Here is a 16,881-nt window from a genome sequence, read left to right as displayed (position 1 = left end):
GAGCATGTAACTTGGATCCTGATGGACGAACCCCTGGCTGGCACCGATCCCCTGGTCGTGAACTTCGACCGGGCGGGAGCCACCCTGCGCGTCGTCGTGGGCGGAGAGCTCGACTTCGACGTAGCGGAGGCGTTCTTCGACCTCGTCGCGAGCCAGGCGGTGGACAACGGTCTCCAGCAGGTCACCCTCGACCTGTCGCGACTGACCTTCATGGACTGTGGCGGCGTCGCCGCCCTGGTGCGACTGCGACTCGCCGTGCGCGCCAACGGATGCGGGTTCGCGATCGCCAACCCGCGGCCGATCGTCCGACGCGTCCTGGCGGTCACCGGACAGCTTGGCCTCATGCGGGAACTGGCCGAGTCGCTGGAGGAGACCACCTGACCACGGAGCTGGAGCGGTTCGCCAACGACGGGCTCACGTTCACCGTCACCGATGCCCGGTCGGCGTACGCGTCGCACCCACTCGCCGACGACGTGTTGGCGCTGGGCTACGCGGCCGGTGCGGAGCGGTTCCACCTGGTCAGGCACGACCTGGGCGCCTCCGTGGCCTGGCAGGTGGCGGCCCGCCACCCGGACCGCCTGCTGTCGGTGGCCTGCCTTTCGGTGCCGCACCCCGCGGCGCTGCGCAGGGCGATGTTCGTCAGCGGACAGGCGCTGCGGTCCTCCTACATCGCCGCCTTCCAGGTCCCCTTCCTCCCCGAGCGCGCGCTCGCCCGCCGCGGCGGCGGCGAGGTTGCACGCGCTGCTGCGGCGCTCCGGGCTGGACGGGGACCACGCGTCGCGGTACGCCGCACGGGCCGCGGAACCGTCCGCCCTGCGCGGGCCGCTCGCCTGGTACCGGGCCATCCCGCTCCAGCGTCGGCAGGCCGGCGGCGGCCCCGTCGACGTGCCGACGCTCTTCGTGTGGAGTGACGGTGACCGGTTCGTGACGCGGGCGGCAGCGCTGAGGTGCGGGCGCCACGTGCGGGGCCCCTACCGGTTCGAGGTGTTCGAAGGCGTGTCCCATTGGCTGCCCGAGGAGGCCGCGGACCGGGTCGCCGCCAGCTTGCTCCGGCATATGGGGGGCGCATAGCGCGCCGGAGCGTCGGCGCGCGTGCGGCCGCATCCCCCGCACGCGCGTCCAGGCGCTCGTGAACCCGTCCCGGTCGGCCGGGGCCGCCCGCGGGTCAGGCGGCCGCATCGACGACGTCGCGCCAGTCGGCCTCGGAGTACCGGAAAGGCCTGGTGGCGCTCAGGAAGGACTGGATCGCCGGCAACAGCCGCTCCGGTGCCGTCTCATGTGGATAGTGGCCCGCGTCGGCGATCTCCGCGGTGTGCAGCGAGGGTGTCGCGGCCGCGATCGCCCGGTGGTGCTGCGGAGGGATGGTTCGGTCGTCACTCCCCCACGTCACCAGGATCGGCAGCCCGCCCAACACCTTGAGGTGCCGGATGGCGCTGACGGTCTGGCCCCGCCAGTTGATCACGGTGCGGGCCGTGCGGATGAACGCACGGCGCCGGCGGGCGTCGGTGAGCTCGTGCAGGGCCGCCGCCACGGAGGTGGCGTCCTGGCGGGCGATCAGCGCCGGCAGTGCCGGCAACACCCGCTCGGTCAGGGCGGGTGGGATCCGCGCCAGCGCCGCGACGACGGTCTCCGCGGCCGGCAGGGTGGTGGCCCGCAGCGCCGGGGTGAGCTGCGGGCCGAGCCCACCGCTGCTGATCAGCACGAGCCGCTGGGTCCGCTCGGGAAACTGGTAGGCGAACTGAAGGGCGATGCCACCGCCCAGGCTGTGGCCGATGATCGTCGCCGACGGCACTCCGAGCGAGACGAGCAGGTCACGCAGGGCGGTGGCATGGGCGCCGATCGAGTAGTCGCCCTCGGGCGGGCCCGAGTCGCCGTGTCCGGGCAGGTCGGGGGCGATGACGGTGTGCGTCAGCGCGAGGGTGTCGACGAGCTGACGCCAGGTGTGCCGGTTGCCGCCGAGACCGTGCACGAGCAACAGAGGCTCGCCACTGCCGGCGAAGGTGTAGGTCAGCCTGCCGCTGACCCGGTCGACGATGGCGATCGCGTTCTCCTACGAGGGCTGGGGCCTGAAACGAGCCATTACCCGCCAGAGCCCGACTGAACCCTGCCCTCGTGATCGAGGAACTCGTGGGCGCCACGCAAGCGGGTTGTCAGGCGCGCCTGGGTCTTGGTGCTGTCCAGCCGCACGTCGACCGGTCCGGGGATGCCACTGCCCGCGCGCAGTGCGCGTGGGAGCGCGGTCTCGTCCAGGCCGTCCCGCCTTGCGATGAGCACCCCGAGCTCGTGGCGGCTGACGGCATCGGCACCGGCGACGTGGTGGACCCCGGCGTGCGGCGACGCGGCCAGTTCCAGCACCGCGGACGCGAGGTCACCGACGTCCACCGGGCAGCGCAGGTCGTCGGTGAACAGTGCGCCTGGTGCGCCGCCCGCCAGCGCGTGCACCTGGCGCTCGTGCTGGGAGTCGCCATGGCCGATGATCAGCGAGGTCCGCGCGATGACCGCGGCCGGGGCGATGCCCTTGACCGCTGTCTCGGCGGCGGCCTTGGCGGCCCCGTACGCCGTCGTCGGATCCGGCACGGCCGTCTCGTCGTAGCGTCCGGCCGCGCCGGAGAAGACGGCGTCGCTGGACACGTGCACGAGCCGGGCACCGGTCGCGGCCGCCGCGAGCGCGACATGCAGGCCACCGTCGGCCGTGGTAGCCCAGTCCGACTGCTGGTAGGCGGCGTTGACCACCACGGTCGGCCTGAGCGCGTCGACCAGCGCGATGACGGCGTCGCGGTCGCGAATGTCGAGCTGGTGAGCGTCGGCGTCCGGACGCCGGCGGTGGAAGGTCGCCGCGACCCGCTGACCCGCGTGCCGCGCCTGCCGGCTCACTTCACGCCCGAGAAGGCCGCTGCCGCCCACCACGAGAAGATCCACTCGGCCACCGTACTGCCCGGGTCCGACTCTGTCCGATCAAGACGTTAAGGTTCCTCATTCTCTTTCCTGACGGGGGCGGCGGCATGGAAGACCGGATCGAGCAGACCAGGAACCTCTACGACAGCTTCGTGTTCGGCGGTGACGCCGGGGCGCTCGGGGTCGCCGAGAAGCAGCTCGACGCCGTGCGGGCCGATCTCGCCCTCGCGCGCGGCCGGATCGTCCACGGGCGGTTCCTCGAGAAGGGCGACGTGGACCCGCGCGAGCTCGCTCTCTTCGAGCAGGCGCTGGTGCTGTTCCAGGCGATCGGTGACGTCCGCGGCGAGGCCGAGTCGCACTTCTGGATCGGCATCTACCACCAGGTCGTCGAGGGCAACGAGCACGCCGCGGTCCCGGCGTTCGAGCGGTCGCACACGCTCGCCAAGCAGATCGACGACCGCCGGACGATGTCGTACGCGCTGCGGCACCTGGGCATCGCCGCGCACGCCGCAGGACGGCTGGACACGGCCCGCGCGCACCTCGAAGAGTCGATCAGGCTGCGCAAGGAGCTGGGGCACCTGCCGGGCGTCGCCGCGAACATGGTGGGGCTGGCGTACATCGCCGCGGGACAGGGCAGGCACGACGACGCCCGTGCGATCATCGACGAGGCGCGGGCCATCGCGGTGGCCAGCGAGGCACACGGCACGCTGCGGTCCATTGAGGAGGCACACGCGGCCATCGCCTCCTGAGCGCCCTCCTGCGACGGAGGCTTGGGCGGCGCGGCTAGCCTGGCGCCATGAGAGTTGTCGTCATCGGTGGCAGCGGGCACATCGGCACGTTCCTGGTTCCCCGGCTGGTCCGCGCCGGTCATGACGTGGTGAGCATCAGTCGCGGGCAGCACCCGGGCTATGTCGACGACCCCGCCTGGCAGCAGGTGCGGCAGCTGACGGCGGACCGCGGCGCGGACGGCTTCGACGACCTGGTCGCCGGTCTCGCGCCGGACGCCGTCGTCGACCTCATCTGCTTCGACCTGGACTCCGCGACCGCGCTGGTCGAGCGGCTGCGTGGCGTGACCGGGCACCTGCTGCACTGCGGCACCATCTGGCGCAGCGGGCCGAGCGTGAAGGTGCCGGTCACCGAGGACACCGCGACACCGCCGGTCGGCGAGTACGGCATCGCCAAGGCCGCCATCGCGCGGATGCTGAAGGAGGAGACCCGGTCCGGTGGGCTGGTCACCACGTCGCTGCACCCCGGGCACATCGTCGGCCCCGGCTGGCACCCGATCGGTCCGCTCGGCAACCTCGACCCCACGGTGTGGCAGCGGCTCGCGGCCGGGCAGCCGCTCGACGTGCCGGGCATCGGCGCCGAGTTCATGCACCACGTGCACGCCGACGACGTGGCGCAGGCCTTCGAGGCGGCGCTGGCTCGCCGCGACGCGGCTGCCGGCGAGGACTTCAGCGTGGTCGCGCCGTCGGCCCTGAACGTACGCGGCTATGCCCAGATCGCGGCGTCGTGGTTCGGCCAGCGGGCGGAGCTGCGGTCGGTGACGTGGGACGAGTTCCGTGCCAGCGCCGGCGAGGAGGCCGCCCAGGTCAGTTGGGAGCACCTGGTCCGCGACCACTACTTCAGCATCGAGAAGGCCCGGCGGGTACTCGGCTACGCGCCGCGGTACGAGCCGGAGGACGCGATCCTGGAGTCGGTGCGCTGGCTCGTCGACCACAAGGAGCTCGACGTCGCGTTGACGGTCTAGACGAGGAAGTCGAGCAACGCGGCGGCCACCTGGGCGGGTGCCTGCTCCGCCTGGTGGTGGCCGCTGTCGACGACGCGGTGGCGCAGCGGGTGGGCGAGCCAGGGTGCCCAGATCGCCGCCGGGTCCCCCTGGAGGTCCAGGTCGTCGTCCGCGGACTCCAGCAGCAGCGTCGGGCAGGCGACCTGCCGTCCGGCGGCCCGGTCGGCCTCGTCGTGGTCGCGGTCGACTCCGAGGCCGGCCCGGTAGTCCTCGCACATGCCGTGCACGACCGCCGGGTCGCGCAACGCCGCCCAGACGTCGGCGTGGTTGCCCTCCCCCATCTCGGCCGGGTCGGGGGTGCGGTACCACCCGTCCGGGTCGGGGCAGATGACCCGCTCGGCGGGCTTTTCGGTCTGGCCGAGGAACCACCAGTGCCACCAGGCGCGCGCGAAGACGGCGTCGGTGCGTTCGAGGTGCTCGACGACCGGCAGGCCGTCCATGACGACGAGCTGCGAGACGACGTCGGGATGGTCCATCGCGGTGCGGAAAGCCACCAGGGCGCCGCGATCGTGACCCACGACGGCGAACCGCTCGTGGCCGAGGTGAGCCATCAGCGCCACGACATCGCGGGCCATCGCCCGCTTGCTCGACTGCGCGTGGTCCGGGGCATCGGGCGGAAGGGTGGACCCGCCGTACCCCCGCAGGTCGGGGGTCACCACGAAGTGCCGGCGGGCGAGCTCGGGTGCGACCGCGTGCCAGGTCGTGTGGGTGCGGGGGTGGCCGTGCAGCAGGACGACCGGCGAGCCGGTACCGCCGTGCCTGACCCGCAACGTCACCTCACCGACGTCCACCTGGTCGAGCGCGAAACCGTCGAACAATCTGATCAACCTCCGCGGCCTTCTTTCACCGCGGACGGGAGCTTCAAACGTGCGAGTCGAAGGACGCGCGCGCGGCGTCGATGTCCCCGATGTGGCCTTCGGCCCACCGGGTCACGGCGGCCATCACGGGGATCAGGCTCTCGCCCAGCGCGGTCAGGCGGTACTCGACGCGGCGGTCGCCGGACGCTCGCGCGACCAGGCCGTCGCGCTCCAGGGCGCGCAGCGTCTGCGTGAGCATCTTCTGGCTGGCGCCCGCGACGGAGCGGCCCAGCTCGCCGTGGTGCTGCGGGCCGGTCGCGAGCTGGTTCAGGATCAGGCTCACCCACCGCTCCCCAGCCGGTCCAGCACCCGGTGCGTCGGGCAGTCGGCCATCCGGCCCAGGTAGGCCGCCCTGTCGTGCATGAGGACCTCCGGGCACCTTGAAGTGCGTACTACCGGCACCGGCCGGGCGAACCTACGTTCGGGCTGTGACTGTAATCGGAATCCTCGGCGCCGGTAACGTGGCCCGCGCGCTGGCACCGGCGCTGTCCGCGGCCGGCCACGACGTCCGCGTCGGCGGCCGCACCGCCCTGACCGCCACCGCCGCCGCGGCGGAGGTCGTCGTCAACGCCCTGCCCGGCGCGGTGTCCGTCGACACGATCGGTCCACTCCGGGCGGCGCTCGCCGGCAAGGTGCTGGTCGACGTGTCCAACGCCGTCGAGATCGGGCCGGACGGGTTCGCGTCCCGCCGGCTGTGTCCCAACCTGGCGCAGGAGCCGACGGGACCGGCTCACCGCCGAAGGGCTGATCAAGCCCGACCGCGAGGGACCGGCCCACTCGCGGACGGCGGCGGCACCCCCGGCCGCCCGCTTCCTGGTGAGCGGCCGGGGAAGGGGTGCTAGTCCAGGAACGAGTCGATCCAGGCGAGCACCGGTGCCAGGTCGACGCGGGCCGCGTACGTCACGCCCGTGCAGTTGTTGTTGGTCACGAACGAGTTGACCGCCAGCACGGTGTCACCGAGCAGGATCGGTCCACCCGAGTCGCCGAAGCACGTGCCGCCGCTCCCGCCGCCCGGGTTCGCCCTCAACTTGAGGAACTCGTCGCCGGTGCGCTCCTGGCCGCCGAAGACCTCGCTCGGCGCGTAGAGCCGGACCCGCGGCCCGGTCCAGACCGGCTTGCCCCCGCCGCGCTGGTTGACCTGCACGCCGTAGCCGACGATGGCGACGTCGGTGCCCGTAGCGAGCGTGTCGACCAGGTCGACGGTGGGAAGCTGCCCGTAGCGGCTGACCACCGACGTCGGCACCGGCTCGGACAGCACGATCAGCCCGACGTCGAAGTGCGCGAAGTTCGGCAGGCCAGAGCCACACGGCGAGTTGCAGTAGCCGGGGTACGTGTACGGCGTGCCCTCGTACGACGTGGCACCGCCGTTGGGGTATTCGGTGTTGTTCTGCACGTCCTCGGACAGCCACACGCGCGCCCGGACGGCGCCGTCGGTGCAGTGTCCGGCGACGAGGAACACGGTCGGCGACAGCAGCGTGCCGCTGCACCGCCAGGACGGCGCGGGCTGGCCCGCCACCAGGGTGTCGAAGACCGCCAGACCGACGTACGGATGACGGCCGTTGTCCGGCTGACCGTTGGTCACCGCCTGCGCCGGCGAGGCCACCAGCAGCGTCGCGGCCAGAACGGCCAGCAGTGCGAGCAGTCGTTTCATGGGCACGGTCCCTTCGCTCACGACTTGGGGAGAAGGTCCCCCCAGTTGGCTCAGCGCCACCACGCGCGGCAACGACACGCCAGATCGGCCCTCAGGCGAAGGAGTGGGGTGTAGTCGAGGGATTACCCTCACCGGGAGGTGCGGGCGTGCACCTGATGCCGACAAATGAGGTCAGTCGTCGGAATCCGGATAGTGCCGGACGACGCCCCGCCAATAGGCGACGCCGAGCAGAATCGCGGCGCCGATCCAGAGCAGTCCGACGCCCTGTGTCCAACTGTCGACGGCGAGCCAACCCAGACCGATGAGGAAGAACTGGACGGCGAAGATCGCGCCGACGGTGAGCAGCATGTGTCGTCGCGGCGAAACCCTGCCCCGCGTCCCGTCGGTCTGGCCGACGAGAAACCACCATCCGAAGGCCAGGCCCACACCGGCCAGCATCATCGGCACGCCCCAGACCCGGTAGCCCTGCTCGGAGACGAGGAGCACCACCAGCCCGAGCGGGAAGACCAGCATGGAGAGTGTGAGCGCCGAGCCACTGGCGACCTTACGCATGGCCGCACTGATACCCGGGGACCGCTCGGCGTACCCGCGACCGCGGCCCGGCGCTAGTCCGTGGGTGCCGGGCCGAGGAGGCGTACCTCTTCGATGTCCATGGACGCCTGGAGGTCGCGCAGGACGATGTCGTCGATCTCGCGGTCGTCGCGCATCGCCGTGACCGCCCGGCGTTTGCGGTCGAGCACCTCCAGGCGTACCCGGCGGTCGACCTGGTCCTGCCAGGACTGCACCGCGTGTTCCGTGCCCTCCGCGCGGAGCTGGTCCAGGTGTCCCTGGTACTCGTCGCGGATCCGCTCCACAACCTCGTCCGGCGCGCCGAACCGCGTCGCGATGTCCGGCAGCGCCGCCAGGGCCACCTCCGTCGCGCGGATGCGGGCGTTGCGGGTCTCCACCTCGCGCTCCTCGTCGCTGGTGAGGCCGGCCCACCGCACGACCATCGGCAGGGTCAGGCCCTGGACCAGCACCGTGACCACGATGACCACCGAGGTGACGAACACGATCAGGTCGCGCTCCGCGTACCGCGTTCCGTCGTCGAGGGTCGCCGGCACGGCCAGCGCGGCCGCCAGCGAGACCGCGCCGCGGAAGCCGGCCCAGCCGCTCGCCGTGCGGACCTTCCAGTTGACCCGGCGGGTGCGTTGCACCGGGCGCCGGTCGACGAGCCGGATGACCATCGCCGCGACGTGCGACCACGCCAGCCGGATGACGATGACGGTCGCGGCCGTCAGCAATGCGATCCAGACCGCGTGGCCGAACGACCTCGTGATGCCCCGCACGGCGGCCGGGAACTGCACGCCCACCAGCACGAACAGGCTGCCGTTGAGCATAAACGTGCCCAGGTCCCAGAAGGAGTACGTCTCCAGGCGCGAGCGGGCGCGAATGACCCGCGGGCCGGCCCACGACAGCACGAGACCGGCGACGACCACCGCCACGACCCCGCTGGTGTGCACGACCTCGGCGACCAGGAACGCGACGAACGGGGTGAGGATGCTCAGCCCGCCCTCGCGCTGCGGGTCGTCGACGTAGCGGCGGATCAGCACGACCGCGTACCCGACGACGGTCCCGACCAGGACGGCGCCGACCGACGACCAGATGAGCTCGCCGACCAGGAGGGCCGGTCCCGGCACGTGTCCGTCGACGAGCGCGCCGACGGCGACGGCGAACAGCACCAGCGCGGTGCCGTCGTTGATGAGGCTCTCGGCCCGCAGCGTCGTCAGCGCGCGGCGCGGCATCCGCTTCGCGAGACCGGCCACCGCGGCCGCGTCCGTGGGCGCCAGCACCGCGCCGAGGATCCAGGCCGCCGACGCGACCAGGCCGATCCCTTGCAGCGTGTACGAGACGCCGACCATCGTGACGATGACCAGCACGACCGCCGACAGGATGATCACCCGCAGGTTGGAGCGGATCTCCCGCAGGCTGGTGTTGAGGCTCTCCCAGTAGAGGATCGCGGGCAGGAACAGCAGCAGCACCACGTCGGAGGGCAGCCGCACCTCCGAGAACGCGGGAATCAGCCCGAGGAGGCCGCCGAAGACGATCAGCAGCACGGGCGGCGCGACGCTGTAACGCCGGCCGATCGTGGTGCCCACCAGAACGGTGGCGCCGAGCACCACGACGATCAGCAGTCCCTCCATGGGCTGCATCCTGCCCGAGAGGGTGGCCGGTCAGGCGAACGCGGCACGCGGGTCGAGCAGCGTGCCCCGCTCGTACTCCGCGTCGAAGCCCGCCCGGCCGAGCACCTCGACGGCGGCGGCCCGCACCCGGGCCAGGTCCGCGGCGTCGTCGGGGTCGGGCACCTGGCCGATCGCCGCGAACGCCGCGGCCGTGACACCGGCCATCAACGCCGCCCGCGCGTGGTCGCCCTCGGCCGAGGCCAGCGCGGCGCCCGCCACGCAGACGTACGGCACGAAGTCGGCCCAGCCGTTCCGGAAGACCCGCTCCCGACCGGCGGCGAACATCTCGCGGGCCACGTCGAGGTGTCCGAGGAGGAGCTCGCAGAACGCGAGGTTGTGCAGCTCCGAGTTGACCGTCTCCGGGCGGCCCAGCTCCTCGTTGAGCGCGACGCTCTCCCGGTAGAGCCCCCGAGCCCGGTCGAGGTCACCGGACATCCGCGCGACGGCGGCCAGCACGTGCCGGGGCCGCTCCTCCAGGGCGCGATCACCGGAGCGCACCGCGACCGCCAGCGCCTCCCGTGCCCGGGCCTCGCCGCCGGCCAGGTCGCCGCCGCGGATCGCCACCCGCGCGAGGGCGTAGCGGGCCTCCACCTCGTTCGCGAGGTCGCCGGCCGCGGACGCCCGCTCGATCTCGACCTCGCTCATCCGTACGACGGCCGCCGTGTCACCCCGTCGAAAGGCCGAGCGGACGTTGGTGCTGAAGGTCATGGACACAGCGGTCGAGGGTACCGGCGGGGATGAACGGGGAAGGTGGAAGTGTGGCTTGGAGCACGCGCGAACTCGCGGAACTCGCTGGCACCACCGTGAACACCGTTCGGCACTACCACCGGCTCGGCGTGCGTGATCTCGTCTGTCTCCTGCGCATCCGGCGCCTCCGAGGCGGACAGCTCGATCATCCACTTCACTTGGCGCCTTCGCCGATCGAGAGAGGTAGGAACCGATGACTCCGACCCTGCCGGAGGACCTCCTGCTGATGCTGTTCCAGCCACGCTCCGGCACCATCGCCGGCGAGAACACGCTCTTCTACGTCCTGGCGGGCGCGGTGCTGGCGGACCTCGGCCTGGGCAACCACGTGCGCACCGCGGGGACGCGGGTGGAGGCCGTCCCGGACCGCCCGCCGGCCGACGAGCTCCTGCGCCCGGCGTGGGACTACGTCGCCGAGAAGCCCCGAGGCGTCCAGACGGTGCTGGCGGCCGTCGGGCCGAGGCTGCGCGGCCCGGTGCTCGACCGGCTGGTCGAACGCGGTGACATCCGCCGGACCCGCCGCCGGATGCTCGGCCTGTTCAACCAGACGGTCCTGGAGGACGGCGGCACGGGACGCCGCGCCCGCCTCGTCGGGGACGTCCGGGACGTACTCGTGGATGGTGTGGAGCCGCAGGCCCGGACCGCGGCTCTCGCCGCACTGCTCTCCGGGAGCGGGACGCTTCCGCAGTTCCACCGCGAGATCCCGTGGACCTCCACTGTGATCACCCGCGCCAAGGAGCTCGAGAGGGGCGACTGGGGAGCCGGCGCCGCCGCGGAGGCCGTCACGCGCACCGTCACGGCGACCGTCGTCAACAACGTCATCATCGCCGCGGCCACGTTACCCCGGAGTTGAGGAAGGTCACGTTCGCGCCGAGGATGTCGAGGAGAAGGAGGTCGCATGTTCCGTGACGAGGATCGGGCGCTGCTGGCGCGACCGCTCTACGCCTTCCTGACGGTCGCGCCGCGTGGGGACCGGTGGCCCGCGCCGCGACCGGTCTGGTTCGAGGTGACCGACGGCGGCGACGTGCAGATGGTCTCGCTCCCGGACGCACCCAAGCTCGACCGCCTCCGCGAGCAGCCCCGAGCTTCGGTCGTCGTCGCGGCACCACCCGGGGAGCCCGAGCACTGGGTGGCGGCCGAGGGACCGGTCACGCTCCATGACGACGGTGGCTCCGAGCTCGCGGTCCGTCTCGCCGGCCGGTACTGGGACCTGAGCGACCCGGACCCGAGCCACCAGCAACTGCTCGACGACTACCGAGCGGGACCCTTGGTGCGCATCGTGCTCCACCCCGAGCGGGTGAACCGCTACTCCGCCTGACCGGCGTCAGGGTCGACGCCTACCCCGGCGGATCGCGATCTCCACCGGTGAGTACGCGCCGTCGGCCCGTTCCAGGTCGTACGGCACGGCCGGCATCAGTGGCGGCTGGGCCATGAAGCGCGGCCGCGTTCCGTGGTGCGGTTGCGCCGCGTGCACCAGGAACGGGTGGCACAGGAAGACGTCTCCCGGAGATCCGGTGGCCAGGGCGAGTGGCCGGTGGGCGGACGCCGCCTCCAGCTCGGGCGCCAGCGTGAGTCCGCTGGCCCCGTCCTCGCCGTACTTCTCCAGCACCGCGGGCACGTCGAGGTGTGAGCCGACCCGGATCCGGGTCGGGGCGTCCCGCTCGCCGACCTCGCTGAACAGGAACAGCATCAGCAACGCCCGATCGCGGGAGCGCACGTTGGTGAAGTACCAGCTCTCGCCGTCCGGCAGGTAGCTCCCCTCGATGTGCCAGCCCGCGTCGTCCGGCTCCCGCTCGTGCGGGAAGCGCAGCGGGAACGTGCCCAGCGAGTAGCGCGGCTCCCACCGTCCCGCACCGACGAGCAGGTCGTACGCGTGGTGGAGGAACGGGGAGTTGGGTGCGGCGGCGAACGGCCCTTGCGCCATGCCCGGCACCCAGTGCACCGGCTCCGTCCACGTCCCCGGATCGTCCGGGTCGCAGCCCGTCTCCCGCCACAGCAGCCGCGCGCAGTCCGCGGCCACGCGCGGCGCGACGGCGCCCTCCAGCTTCACGAAGCCGTCGCGGAGAAACCGGGATACCAGGGTCGTGTCGTCCATGCCGCTATCGTGCGACGGCACGCCTCCCGACCACCCGATACTTTTCGTACGGCCTTTGTCGGGTCTCGAGGGGAGTCTTCATGATCTCGGCGCTCAACCGGCTCGTCGACCTCGTCGAGGAGAGCCTGACCGGCGACCTCGACGTCAAGGACGTGGCCAGGACGCTGGGCACGACCGAGCACCACCTCCGCCGGATGTTCTCGTCGTTGGCCGGCATGCCGCTGTCGGAGTATCTGCGTCGCCGCCGCATGACCGTCGCCGCCGCCCACGTCGTCCGCGGCGAGGAGGACCTGCTGAGCATCGCCGTCCGGCACGGGTACGGCTCGACCGAGGCGTTCGGGCGGGCGTTCCGGGCGGTCCACGGCGCCGGTCCTGGTGAGGTGCGCCGCGACGGAGGCCCGTTGCGCGGCCAACCTCAGCTCAGGTTCCGGCTGACCGTGGAAGGGAGCGAGCGCATGGACACCCGCATCGTCGACCACCCCGAGTTCCGGCTCGTCGGCCACGCCGCCCGCGTGTCGCTCGTCCACCACGGCGTCAACCCGCGCGTCCAGGAGCACATCGCCGCTCTGCCGACGGAAGAGCACCTGCGCTTGAAGGCCCTCGGTGACATCGAGCCGCGCGGGCTGCTCGCGGTAAGTGACGACCTCGACCCCGACCGCGCGGAGGGCAGTGAGCTGACGTACCTGCACGGGGTCGCCGTGTCCCCGGACGCGCCGATCCCCGACGGTCTCGACGTCATCAAGGTCCCGGCCGGCAGATGGCTGGTCGTCCGAACGGCGGGGCCGCATCCGCGGACCTTGCAGCACACCTGGGCCATGACCGCGACCGAGTGGTTCCCCTCCAACCCGTGGCGCCTACGGCCGGGTCCGGAGATCGTGGCGGTGCTCGACCACACGGACGACTTCAGCAGCGCGACCTGTGCGCTCTGGCTGCCCGTCGAACCGGCCTGACCCCGGTCAATCGTCTTCCCAGGGCGTCACGTCGCCCAGCCGGGCCAGGTCCTCCGCCGTGACCGGCCGCACGGTCATCGAGGGGACCAGCGGCTCGATGCTCCAGGGCTCGCCGGTGGCACCCGGCTGCGAATAGATCAGCTCGGTACGCGCGACGACGACGTGACCGGCCGCGCACAACCGGACGGAGCTCGTCACCGTGTCGTCGATGAGCGTCGGTGCCGTGCTGGCGCACCGGCTCCGGTAGATCGTCTGGGTGATCCGGCGACCGCGGTGTGGTTGGTCGGCCAAGATCACCTCTACCCTCTCCCGCCCCGCGCCGGCCCGATACGGGGTGAACCCCGGGACGTCGACGACCACCAGCGGCACACCGACCGCCCGCAGGTCCTCGGCCTGCCACGTCTCCTGGCCGACCCGGCCGACCAGCCACGCCGAGGCGACCACCCCCACGGCGACGAGGGCGGCGGCCAGGCGCCGGGACGCGATGGCCAGGTGGACGACGAATGCCGCGGCCCCCCACCACACCGCGATCGCCCGGCCGTCGTGGAACGGTCCGCCGGTCGCGACCGCGACGGGCACCGCCACTGTCCCGACCAGCGGCACGAACACGTGCGCCGGCTGCCGGCGCACCACCGCGTAGGCCGCGACGAGGGCGGTCGTGGCGAGGCCGGTCACGAAGCAGCCGGCGATCGGTCCGCCCGTCGAGCCGAAGTCGCGGTCGGCGAACAGGAGCGCGCCGGTGACGACGCCGGCGACGGTGACCAGTCCTGGGACGACCACCGACCCACTGTGGCACAGACGGCGCGGCGGCGTGACCCCGCCTAGACGGGTTGGTCGGCGGGCACGCCCAGAGCGAGCAGATCGGCCAGACCGTAGCGGGCACCGGCGGCCGGCAGGTTCGGCTGCCAGTCCGGCGCCACGCTCAGGTAGCTCGCCGCGTCGGCGCGGAGGAGTCCGATCAGGACCTCCGCCACGATCAGGCCGCCGACCGGGCCGAGGCGGTCGCCGTTGTCGCCGCGGTGCTCGGCCTCCTTGAGGATGTAGAACCACAGCGGGGTGCCCGCCTGCCATTCGTGACCCAGTTCCTCCGGTGTCAACGCGTCGGCGCCGACCAGCGCGGCGATCTCCTCGCCGCTGGGCAGCCCGGTGGTGTCGCCGCGCAGCAGGTCCCGCACCGCCAGCGAGCGGTAGGCGTCGGTGTCGACCGCCCCCGTGACCTGTTCGGGCAGGCCGATCAGGCTCGCCGCGAGCCGGCCGTCGAGGCGCTTGGCACGCTGCGCGCGCTGCCGGCCGGGCATGTCGAAGATCTGCGCGAGGTCCAGGCGGCGGTCCGCGGGCAGCGGCCCGAAACCGACCAGGTCCGGGAAGAGCGGCACCGCCGGGCCGCCTTCGACCAGCTGGTACGTGTGCCGGATCTGCCCGTGGCCGTAGCGGTACGCGGCGTCGGCGAACTCGAGCGGGATGAACGCCTTGCCGAGGTCCGGCGCGAACCAGCGGCCGCCGTCGGCGAGGACCTGCTCGACCTGCGGTGCGCCGACGAGTCGGGGCAGGAAGTCGTGCACCACGATCCACTGGTAGTGCCACGTGAGGGCCGTACGCGCGTGGTCGAAGACCTGGCCCTCGGGCACACCGTGCTCGCGCATCAGGTCGACGATGTGGTTGTGGGCGCGCAGCAGGGCGACGTGCAGGCTCAGCGTGAACAGGTGCACGTCGTTGCGAGGGTCGCCGATCAGCGCCACGCCCTGCTGGTTGCGGGGCACGTCGCCGCCGTCGGGGCCGAGCAGGAACTTCGCCGGGTCGTCGAGGTCGAACAGGAACGCCGAGCCGATCGGCCCGTCGGAGTAGAGGATCTCCAGGTTGAGCATCGGGGCGCGGGCGTTGAGCAGCGCCTCGGCGGCCACGCCGCCGGCGATCGGCGAGCGGTCGGCGGTCAGGTCGTGCGCGACGAGCTGGCCGAAGAACGGCCACCCGGCGGCCTCGGTGGCGTCGTCGCCCGCGGCGTTGAGCTGGTCCAGGACGGCGGCCGAGTCGCAGATCCCGCCGTTGCTGCCGGCCCGCATCAGCAGTTGCGGGTCGGTGCCCAGCGGGTCCAGGTCACGGAACATGCGGCCGTAGCGGGCGGGTCCGGTCGGCCCGTCGACGGACCGGGCCGGGCCCAGGCAGTGGTCCCGCGCGGCGACCCGGCTGCCGTGCGGGTTGGCCTGAGCGGAAGTCATCTTTCCTCCGTAGCATGGTTGGCGCCCGTTCGGGCGGGTTTCGCGGCCAACATTGGTGGCGGGTGGGGTGGATGTGCTACCTGCGGGAGCCGTCGCGGCCCGGCCAGGTGCCGAAGCGGATCCCGCCGAGCGTCGCGTCCGGTCCGGGCATCAAAGTCCGCGCGGCGAGCAGCGCACCGAAGTAGCGCGCGTCCGGGTCGGTGACCACCGTGCGCGGGTCGTTGCGGAACGACAGCGCCTCCCGGAAGAAGTTGTCCAGCCGGAACGGCTCCGGCCCGGCGACCTCGACCGTGGCGTTCAGCGGCCCACCGATGGCGACGCCGGTGACCGCCTGCGCGACGTCGTCACTGGCCATGGGCTGGAACAGCACGGGCGCGAAGCGGAGCATGCCGGCCTCCTCCGCCGCGGCGGCCATGCTGCCGACGAACTCGTAGAACTGCGTCGCATGCACGATGGAGTACGCGATGTCCGAGTTCTTGATCAGCTTCTCCTGGGCCTGCTTCGCCCGGAAGTAGCCACTCTCCTGCAGCCGTTCGGTGCCGACCACCGAGAGCGCGACGTGATGGCCGACACCGGCAGTCGCCTCGGCCGCGAGCAGGTTGCGGGTCGAGGTGTCGAAGAACTCCAGCACCGCACCGTCCGCGAAGGACGGTGAGTTTGACACGTCGACCACGACGGCCGCGCCGTCCAGGGCTTCGGCGAGACCCTCGCCGGTCAGCGTGTTGACGCCGGTGTTCGGTGCCGCCGCCACCGCCTCGTGCCCGAGCCGGCCGAGGCTCGCGACGACCTTCGAGCCGATGAGCCCGGTGCCGCCGATGACCACGATCTTCACGATGTTCCCCCTTCGCTGTCGTTCGGATCTCAGCTATGACCGGACAGGTCCGCGATGTGTGACAGGTCAGCGACGGTGCCAGCCGCGCAGCTTCTCCGGGCTCAGCACGATCCAGACGTACGCGACCCGGATGCCGGCGACCTTGACGGCCACGACCGCGACCGCCCGGCCCGCCTCGCGCAGGGCCAATCCGGCGCGGCCGTTGACGGCCTCGACGGTCAGCTCGCTTGCCGGCCGGCCGCACAGCAGGACCCGGAGAAGCTCGGTCACGTCGTCGGCACCGTGGATCGGGCGCGGAGCCGCCGGCACCAGACCGCCGCCGTCGCACACGGCGACGGCATCGGGGGCCAGGGCGGCCCGCACTGCCGCGACATCGCCCAGCACGCAGGCTCCGGCGAGCCTGCGGACGACGTGGTCGTGCCGGTCGAGCATGCGCGATTCCTCTCTCGGTCGCCAGCTATGACCGGACAGGGCCGTGTTCCGTGACACCACCCGGCGCTGTCACGGATCGCCGAGGTGCCCGGTCTGAGCTGGCGACACCCACGAGAGAGGAACGAAGAACATGAGCACCTCGCGTCCCACCGATGTCCCTGTCCACGGCGCTTTCGCCGGGTCCGCGGACGCGCGCCT

The 16,881-nt window shown here is 72.3% G+C and carries 21 protein-coding genes and 1 pseudogene; 9 read left to right on the top strand and 13 right to left on the bottom strand.

Features of this window, described 5'->3' with window-relative positions; genetic code table 11:
- Positions 1-21: 21 nt before the first annotated feature.
- The 3 genes and pseudogenes from AB0J88_RS07745 to AB0J88_RS07735 all read left to right on the top strand — a co-directional run bounded on the left by AB0J88_RS07745 (position 22) and on the right by AB0J88_RS07735 (position 1,071).
- On the top strand, positions 22-381 hold the full coding sequence (locus tag AB0J88_RS07745) for an STAS domain-containing protein (RefSeq protein WP_364347297.1): 360 nt from the start codon (positions 22-24) through the stop codon (positions 379-381).
- A pseudogene (locus tag AB0J88_RS07740) lies at positions 270-683 on the top strand (alpha/beta fold hydrolase); the annotation flags it as partial. The gene AB0J88_RS07745 and the pseudogene AB0J88_RS07740, both read left to right, overlap by 112 nt.
- A gap of 49 nt (positions 684-732) precedes the next feature.
- Entirely contained in the window at positions 733-1,071 is a 339-nt protein-coding gene (locus AB0J88_RS07735) for an alpha/beta hydrolase (RefSeq protein WP_364347568.1), read from the top strand.
- Positions 1,072-1,165: 94 nt separating this feature from the next.
- Here AB0J88_RS07735 and AB0J88_RS07730 read toward each other — a convergent pair whose 3' ends face one another.
- Both AB0J88_RS07730 and AB0J88_RS07725 read right to left on the bottom strand, forming a co-directional pair.
- Positions 1,166-1,969: an alpha/beta fold hydrolase gene (locus AB0J88_RS07730; RefSeq protein ID WP_364347559.1), complete on the bottom strand. Its 804-nt coding sequence runs from the start codon at positions 1,967-1,969 to the stop codon at positions 1,166-1,168.
- A gap of 110 nt (positions 1,970-2,079) precedes the next feature.
- A complete protein-coding gene (locus AB0J88_RS07725; RefSeq protein ID WP_364347299.1) occupies positions 2,080-2,919 on the bottom strand; it encodes a sugar nucleotide-binding protein in 840 nt (279 codons plus the stop codon).
- Positions 2,920-3,002: 83 nt separating this feature from the next.
- On the opposite strand from AB0J88_RS07725, the gene AB0J88_RS07720 reads away from it, so the two are divergent.
- Together AB0J88_RS07720 and AB0J88_RS07715 are read left to right on the top strand one after the other, a co-directional pair.
- Entirely contained in the window at positions 3,003-3,644 is a 642-nt protein-coding gene (locus tag AB0J88_RS07720; protein ID WP_364347302.1) for a tetratricopeptide repeat protein, read from the top strand.
- A gap of 47 nt (positions 3,645-3,691) precedes the next feature.
- Positions 3,692-4,645: an NAD(P)-dependent oxidoreductase gene (locus AB0J88_RS07715; protein WP_364347305.1), complete on the top strand. Its 954-nt coding sequence runs from the start codon at positions 3,692-3,694 to the stop codon at positions 4,643-4,645.
- On the opposite strand, the gene AB0J88_RS07710 is transcribed toward AB0J88_RS07715, so the two are convergent.
- Together AB0J88_RS07710 and AB0J88_RS07705 are read right to left on the bottom strand one after the other, a co-directional pair.
- Positions 4,642-5,511: an alpha/beta hydrolase gene (locus AB0J88_RS07710; protein WP_364347308.1), complete on the bottom strand. Its 870-nt coding sequence runs from the start codon at positions 5,509-5,511 to the stop codon at positions 4,642-4,644. The genes AB0J88_RS07715 and AB0J88_RS07710 overlap by 4 nt on opposite strands.
- A 34-nt stretch (positions 5,512-5,545) precedes the next feature.
- Positions 5,546-5,824 (bottom strand): helix-turn-helix domain-containing protein, encoded by a 279-nt coding sequence (locus AB0J88_RS07705; protein WP_364347311.1) that lies wholly within the window; start codon positions 5,822-5,824, stop codon positions 5,546-5,548.
- A gap of 145 nt (positions 5,825-5,969) precedes the next feature.
- Between AB0J88_RS07705 and AB0J88_RS07700 the strand changes: the two genes are divergently transcribed.
- Entirely contained in the window at positions 5,970-6,383 is a 414-nt protein-coding gene (locus AB0J88_RS07700) for an NAD(P)-binding domain-containing protein (protein ID WP_364347314.1), read from the top strand.
- On the opposite strand, the gene AB0J88_RS07695 is transcribed toward AB0J88_RS07700, so the two are convergent.
- From AB0J88_RS07695 to AB0J88_RS07680, 4 genes are all read right to left on the bottom strand, one after another.
- On the bottom strand, positions 6,380-7,192 hold the full coding sequence (locus AB0J88_RS07695; protein WP_364347317.1) for a trypsin-like serine protease: 813 nt from the start codon (positions 7,190-7,192) through the stop codon (positions 6,380-6,382). The genes AB0J88_RS07700 and AB0J88_RS07695 overlap by 4 nt on opposite strands.
- A 171-nt stretch (positions 7,193-7,363) precedes the next feature.
- Positions 7,364-7,744, bottom strand: a complete 381-nt coding sequence (locus AB0J88_RS07690; protein WP_364347320.1) for a hypothetical protein — start codon at positions 7,742-7,744, stop codon at positions 7,364-7,366.
- Between the two features lie 53 nt (positions 7,745-7,797).
- Complete coding sequence (locus AB0J88_RS07685) at positions 7,798-9,375, bottom strand: Na+/H+ antiporter (protein WP_364347323.1); 1,578 nt, start codon at positions 9,373-9,375, stop codon at positions 7,798-7,800.
- A 30-nt stretch (positions 9,376-9,405) separates the two neighbouring features.
- Complete coding sequence (locus AB0J88_RS07680) at positions 9,406-10,122, bottom strand: tetratricopeptide repeat protein (RefSeq protein ID WP_364347326.1); 717 nt, start codon at positions 10,120-10,122, stop codon at positions 9,406-9,408.
- Between the two features lie 232 nt (positions 10,123-10,354).
- On the opposite strand from AB0J88_RS07680, the gene AB0J88_RS07675 reads away from it, so the two are divergent.
- Both AB0J88_RS07675 and AB0J88_RS07670 read left to right on the top strand, forming a co-directional pair.
- On the top strand, positions 10,355-11,011 hold the full coding sequence (locus tag AB0J88_RS07675; RefSeq protein WP_364347329.1) for a GPP34 family phosphoprotein: 657 nt from the start codon (positions 10,355-10,357) through the stop codon (positions 11,009-11,011).
- 45 nt (positions 11,012-11,056) lie between these two features.
- Positions 11,057-11,476, top strand: a complete 420-nt coding sequence (locus tag AB0J88_RS07670; RefSeq protein ID WP_364347332.1) for a pyridoxamine 5'-phosphate oxidase family protein — start codon at positions 11,057-11,059, stop codon at positions 11,474-11,476.
- Positions 11,477-11,482: 6 nt separating this feature from the next.
- Here the strand turns inward: AB0J88_RS07670 and AB0J88_RS07665 are convergent, their stop codons facing one another.
- Positions 11,483-12,253, bottom strand: coding sequence for a phytanoyl-CoA dioxygenase family protein (locus AB0J88_RS07665; RefSeq protein WP_364347335.1), 771 nt, complete (start codon positions 12,251-12,253; stop codon positions 11,483-11,485).
- Between the two features lie 80 nt (positions 12,254-12,333).
- On the opposite strand from AB0J88_RS07665, the gene AB0J88_RS07660 reads away from it, so the two are divergent.
- Positions 12,334-13,203 (top strand): AraC family transcriptional regulator, encoded by an 870-nt coding sequence (locus tag AB0J88_RS07660; RefSeq protein ID WP_364347338.1) that lies wholly within the window; start codon positions 12,334-12,336, stop codon positions 13,201-13,203.
- 6 nt (positions 13,204-13,209) lie between these two features.
- Here the strand turns inward: AB0J88_RS07660 and AB0J88_RS07655 are convergent, their stop codons facing one another.
- From AB0J88_RS07655 to AB0J88_RS07640, 4 genes are all read right to left on the bottom strand, one after another.
- The gene (locus tag AB0J88_RS07655) at positions 13,210-13,983 is read right to left on the bottom strand and encodes a hypothetical protein (RefSeq protein WP_364347341.1); all 774 of its coding nucleotides are present in this window, start codon (positions 13,981-13,983) and stop codon (positions 13,210-13,212) included.
- Positions 13,984-14,024: 41 nt separating this feature from the next.
- Positions 14,025-15,419 carry a peroxidase family protein gene (locus AB0J88_RS07650; RefSeq protein ID WP_364347344.1) on the bottom strand — a complete coding sequence of 465 codons (1,395 nt, stop codon included), beginning with the start codon at positions 15,417-15,419 and terminating at the stop codon, positions 14,025-14,027.
- Positions 15,420-15,495: 76 nt separating this feature from the next.
- Positions 15,496-16,251 carry an SDR family oxidoreductase gene (locus AB0J88_RS07645; protein ID WP_364347347.1) on the bottom strand — a complete coding sequence of 252 codons (756 nt, stop codon included), beginning with the start codon at positions 16,249-16,251 and terminating at the stop codon, positions 15,496-15,498.
- Positions 16,252-16,317: 66 nt separating this feature from the next.
- Positions 16,318-16,683, bottom strand: a complete 366-nt coding sequence (locus AB0J88_RS07640) for a siderophore-interacting protein (RefSeq protein ID WP_364347350.1) — start codon at positions 16,681-16,683, stop codon at positions 16,318-16,320.
- Positions 16,684-16,881: the final 198 nt, after the last annotated feature.

Origin of the sequence: Asanoa sp. NPDC049475, assembly GCF_040676915.1 — a bacterium.
Taxonomy (GTDB): Bacteria; Actinomycetota; Actinomycetes; order Mycobacteriales; family Micromonosporaceae; genus Asanoa.
Note: the sequence above shows the minus strand (reverse complement) of the source record. Positions and strands in the feature narration are given on the sequence as shown.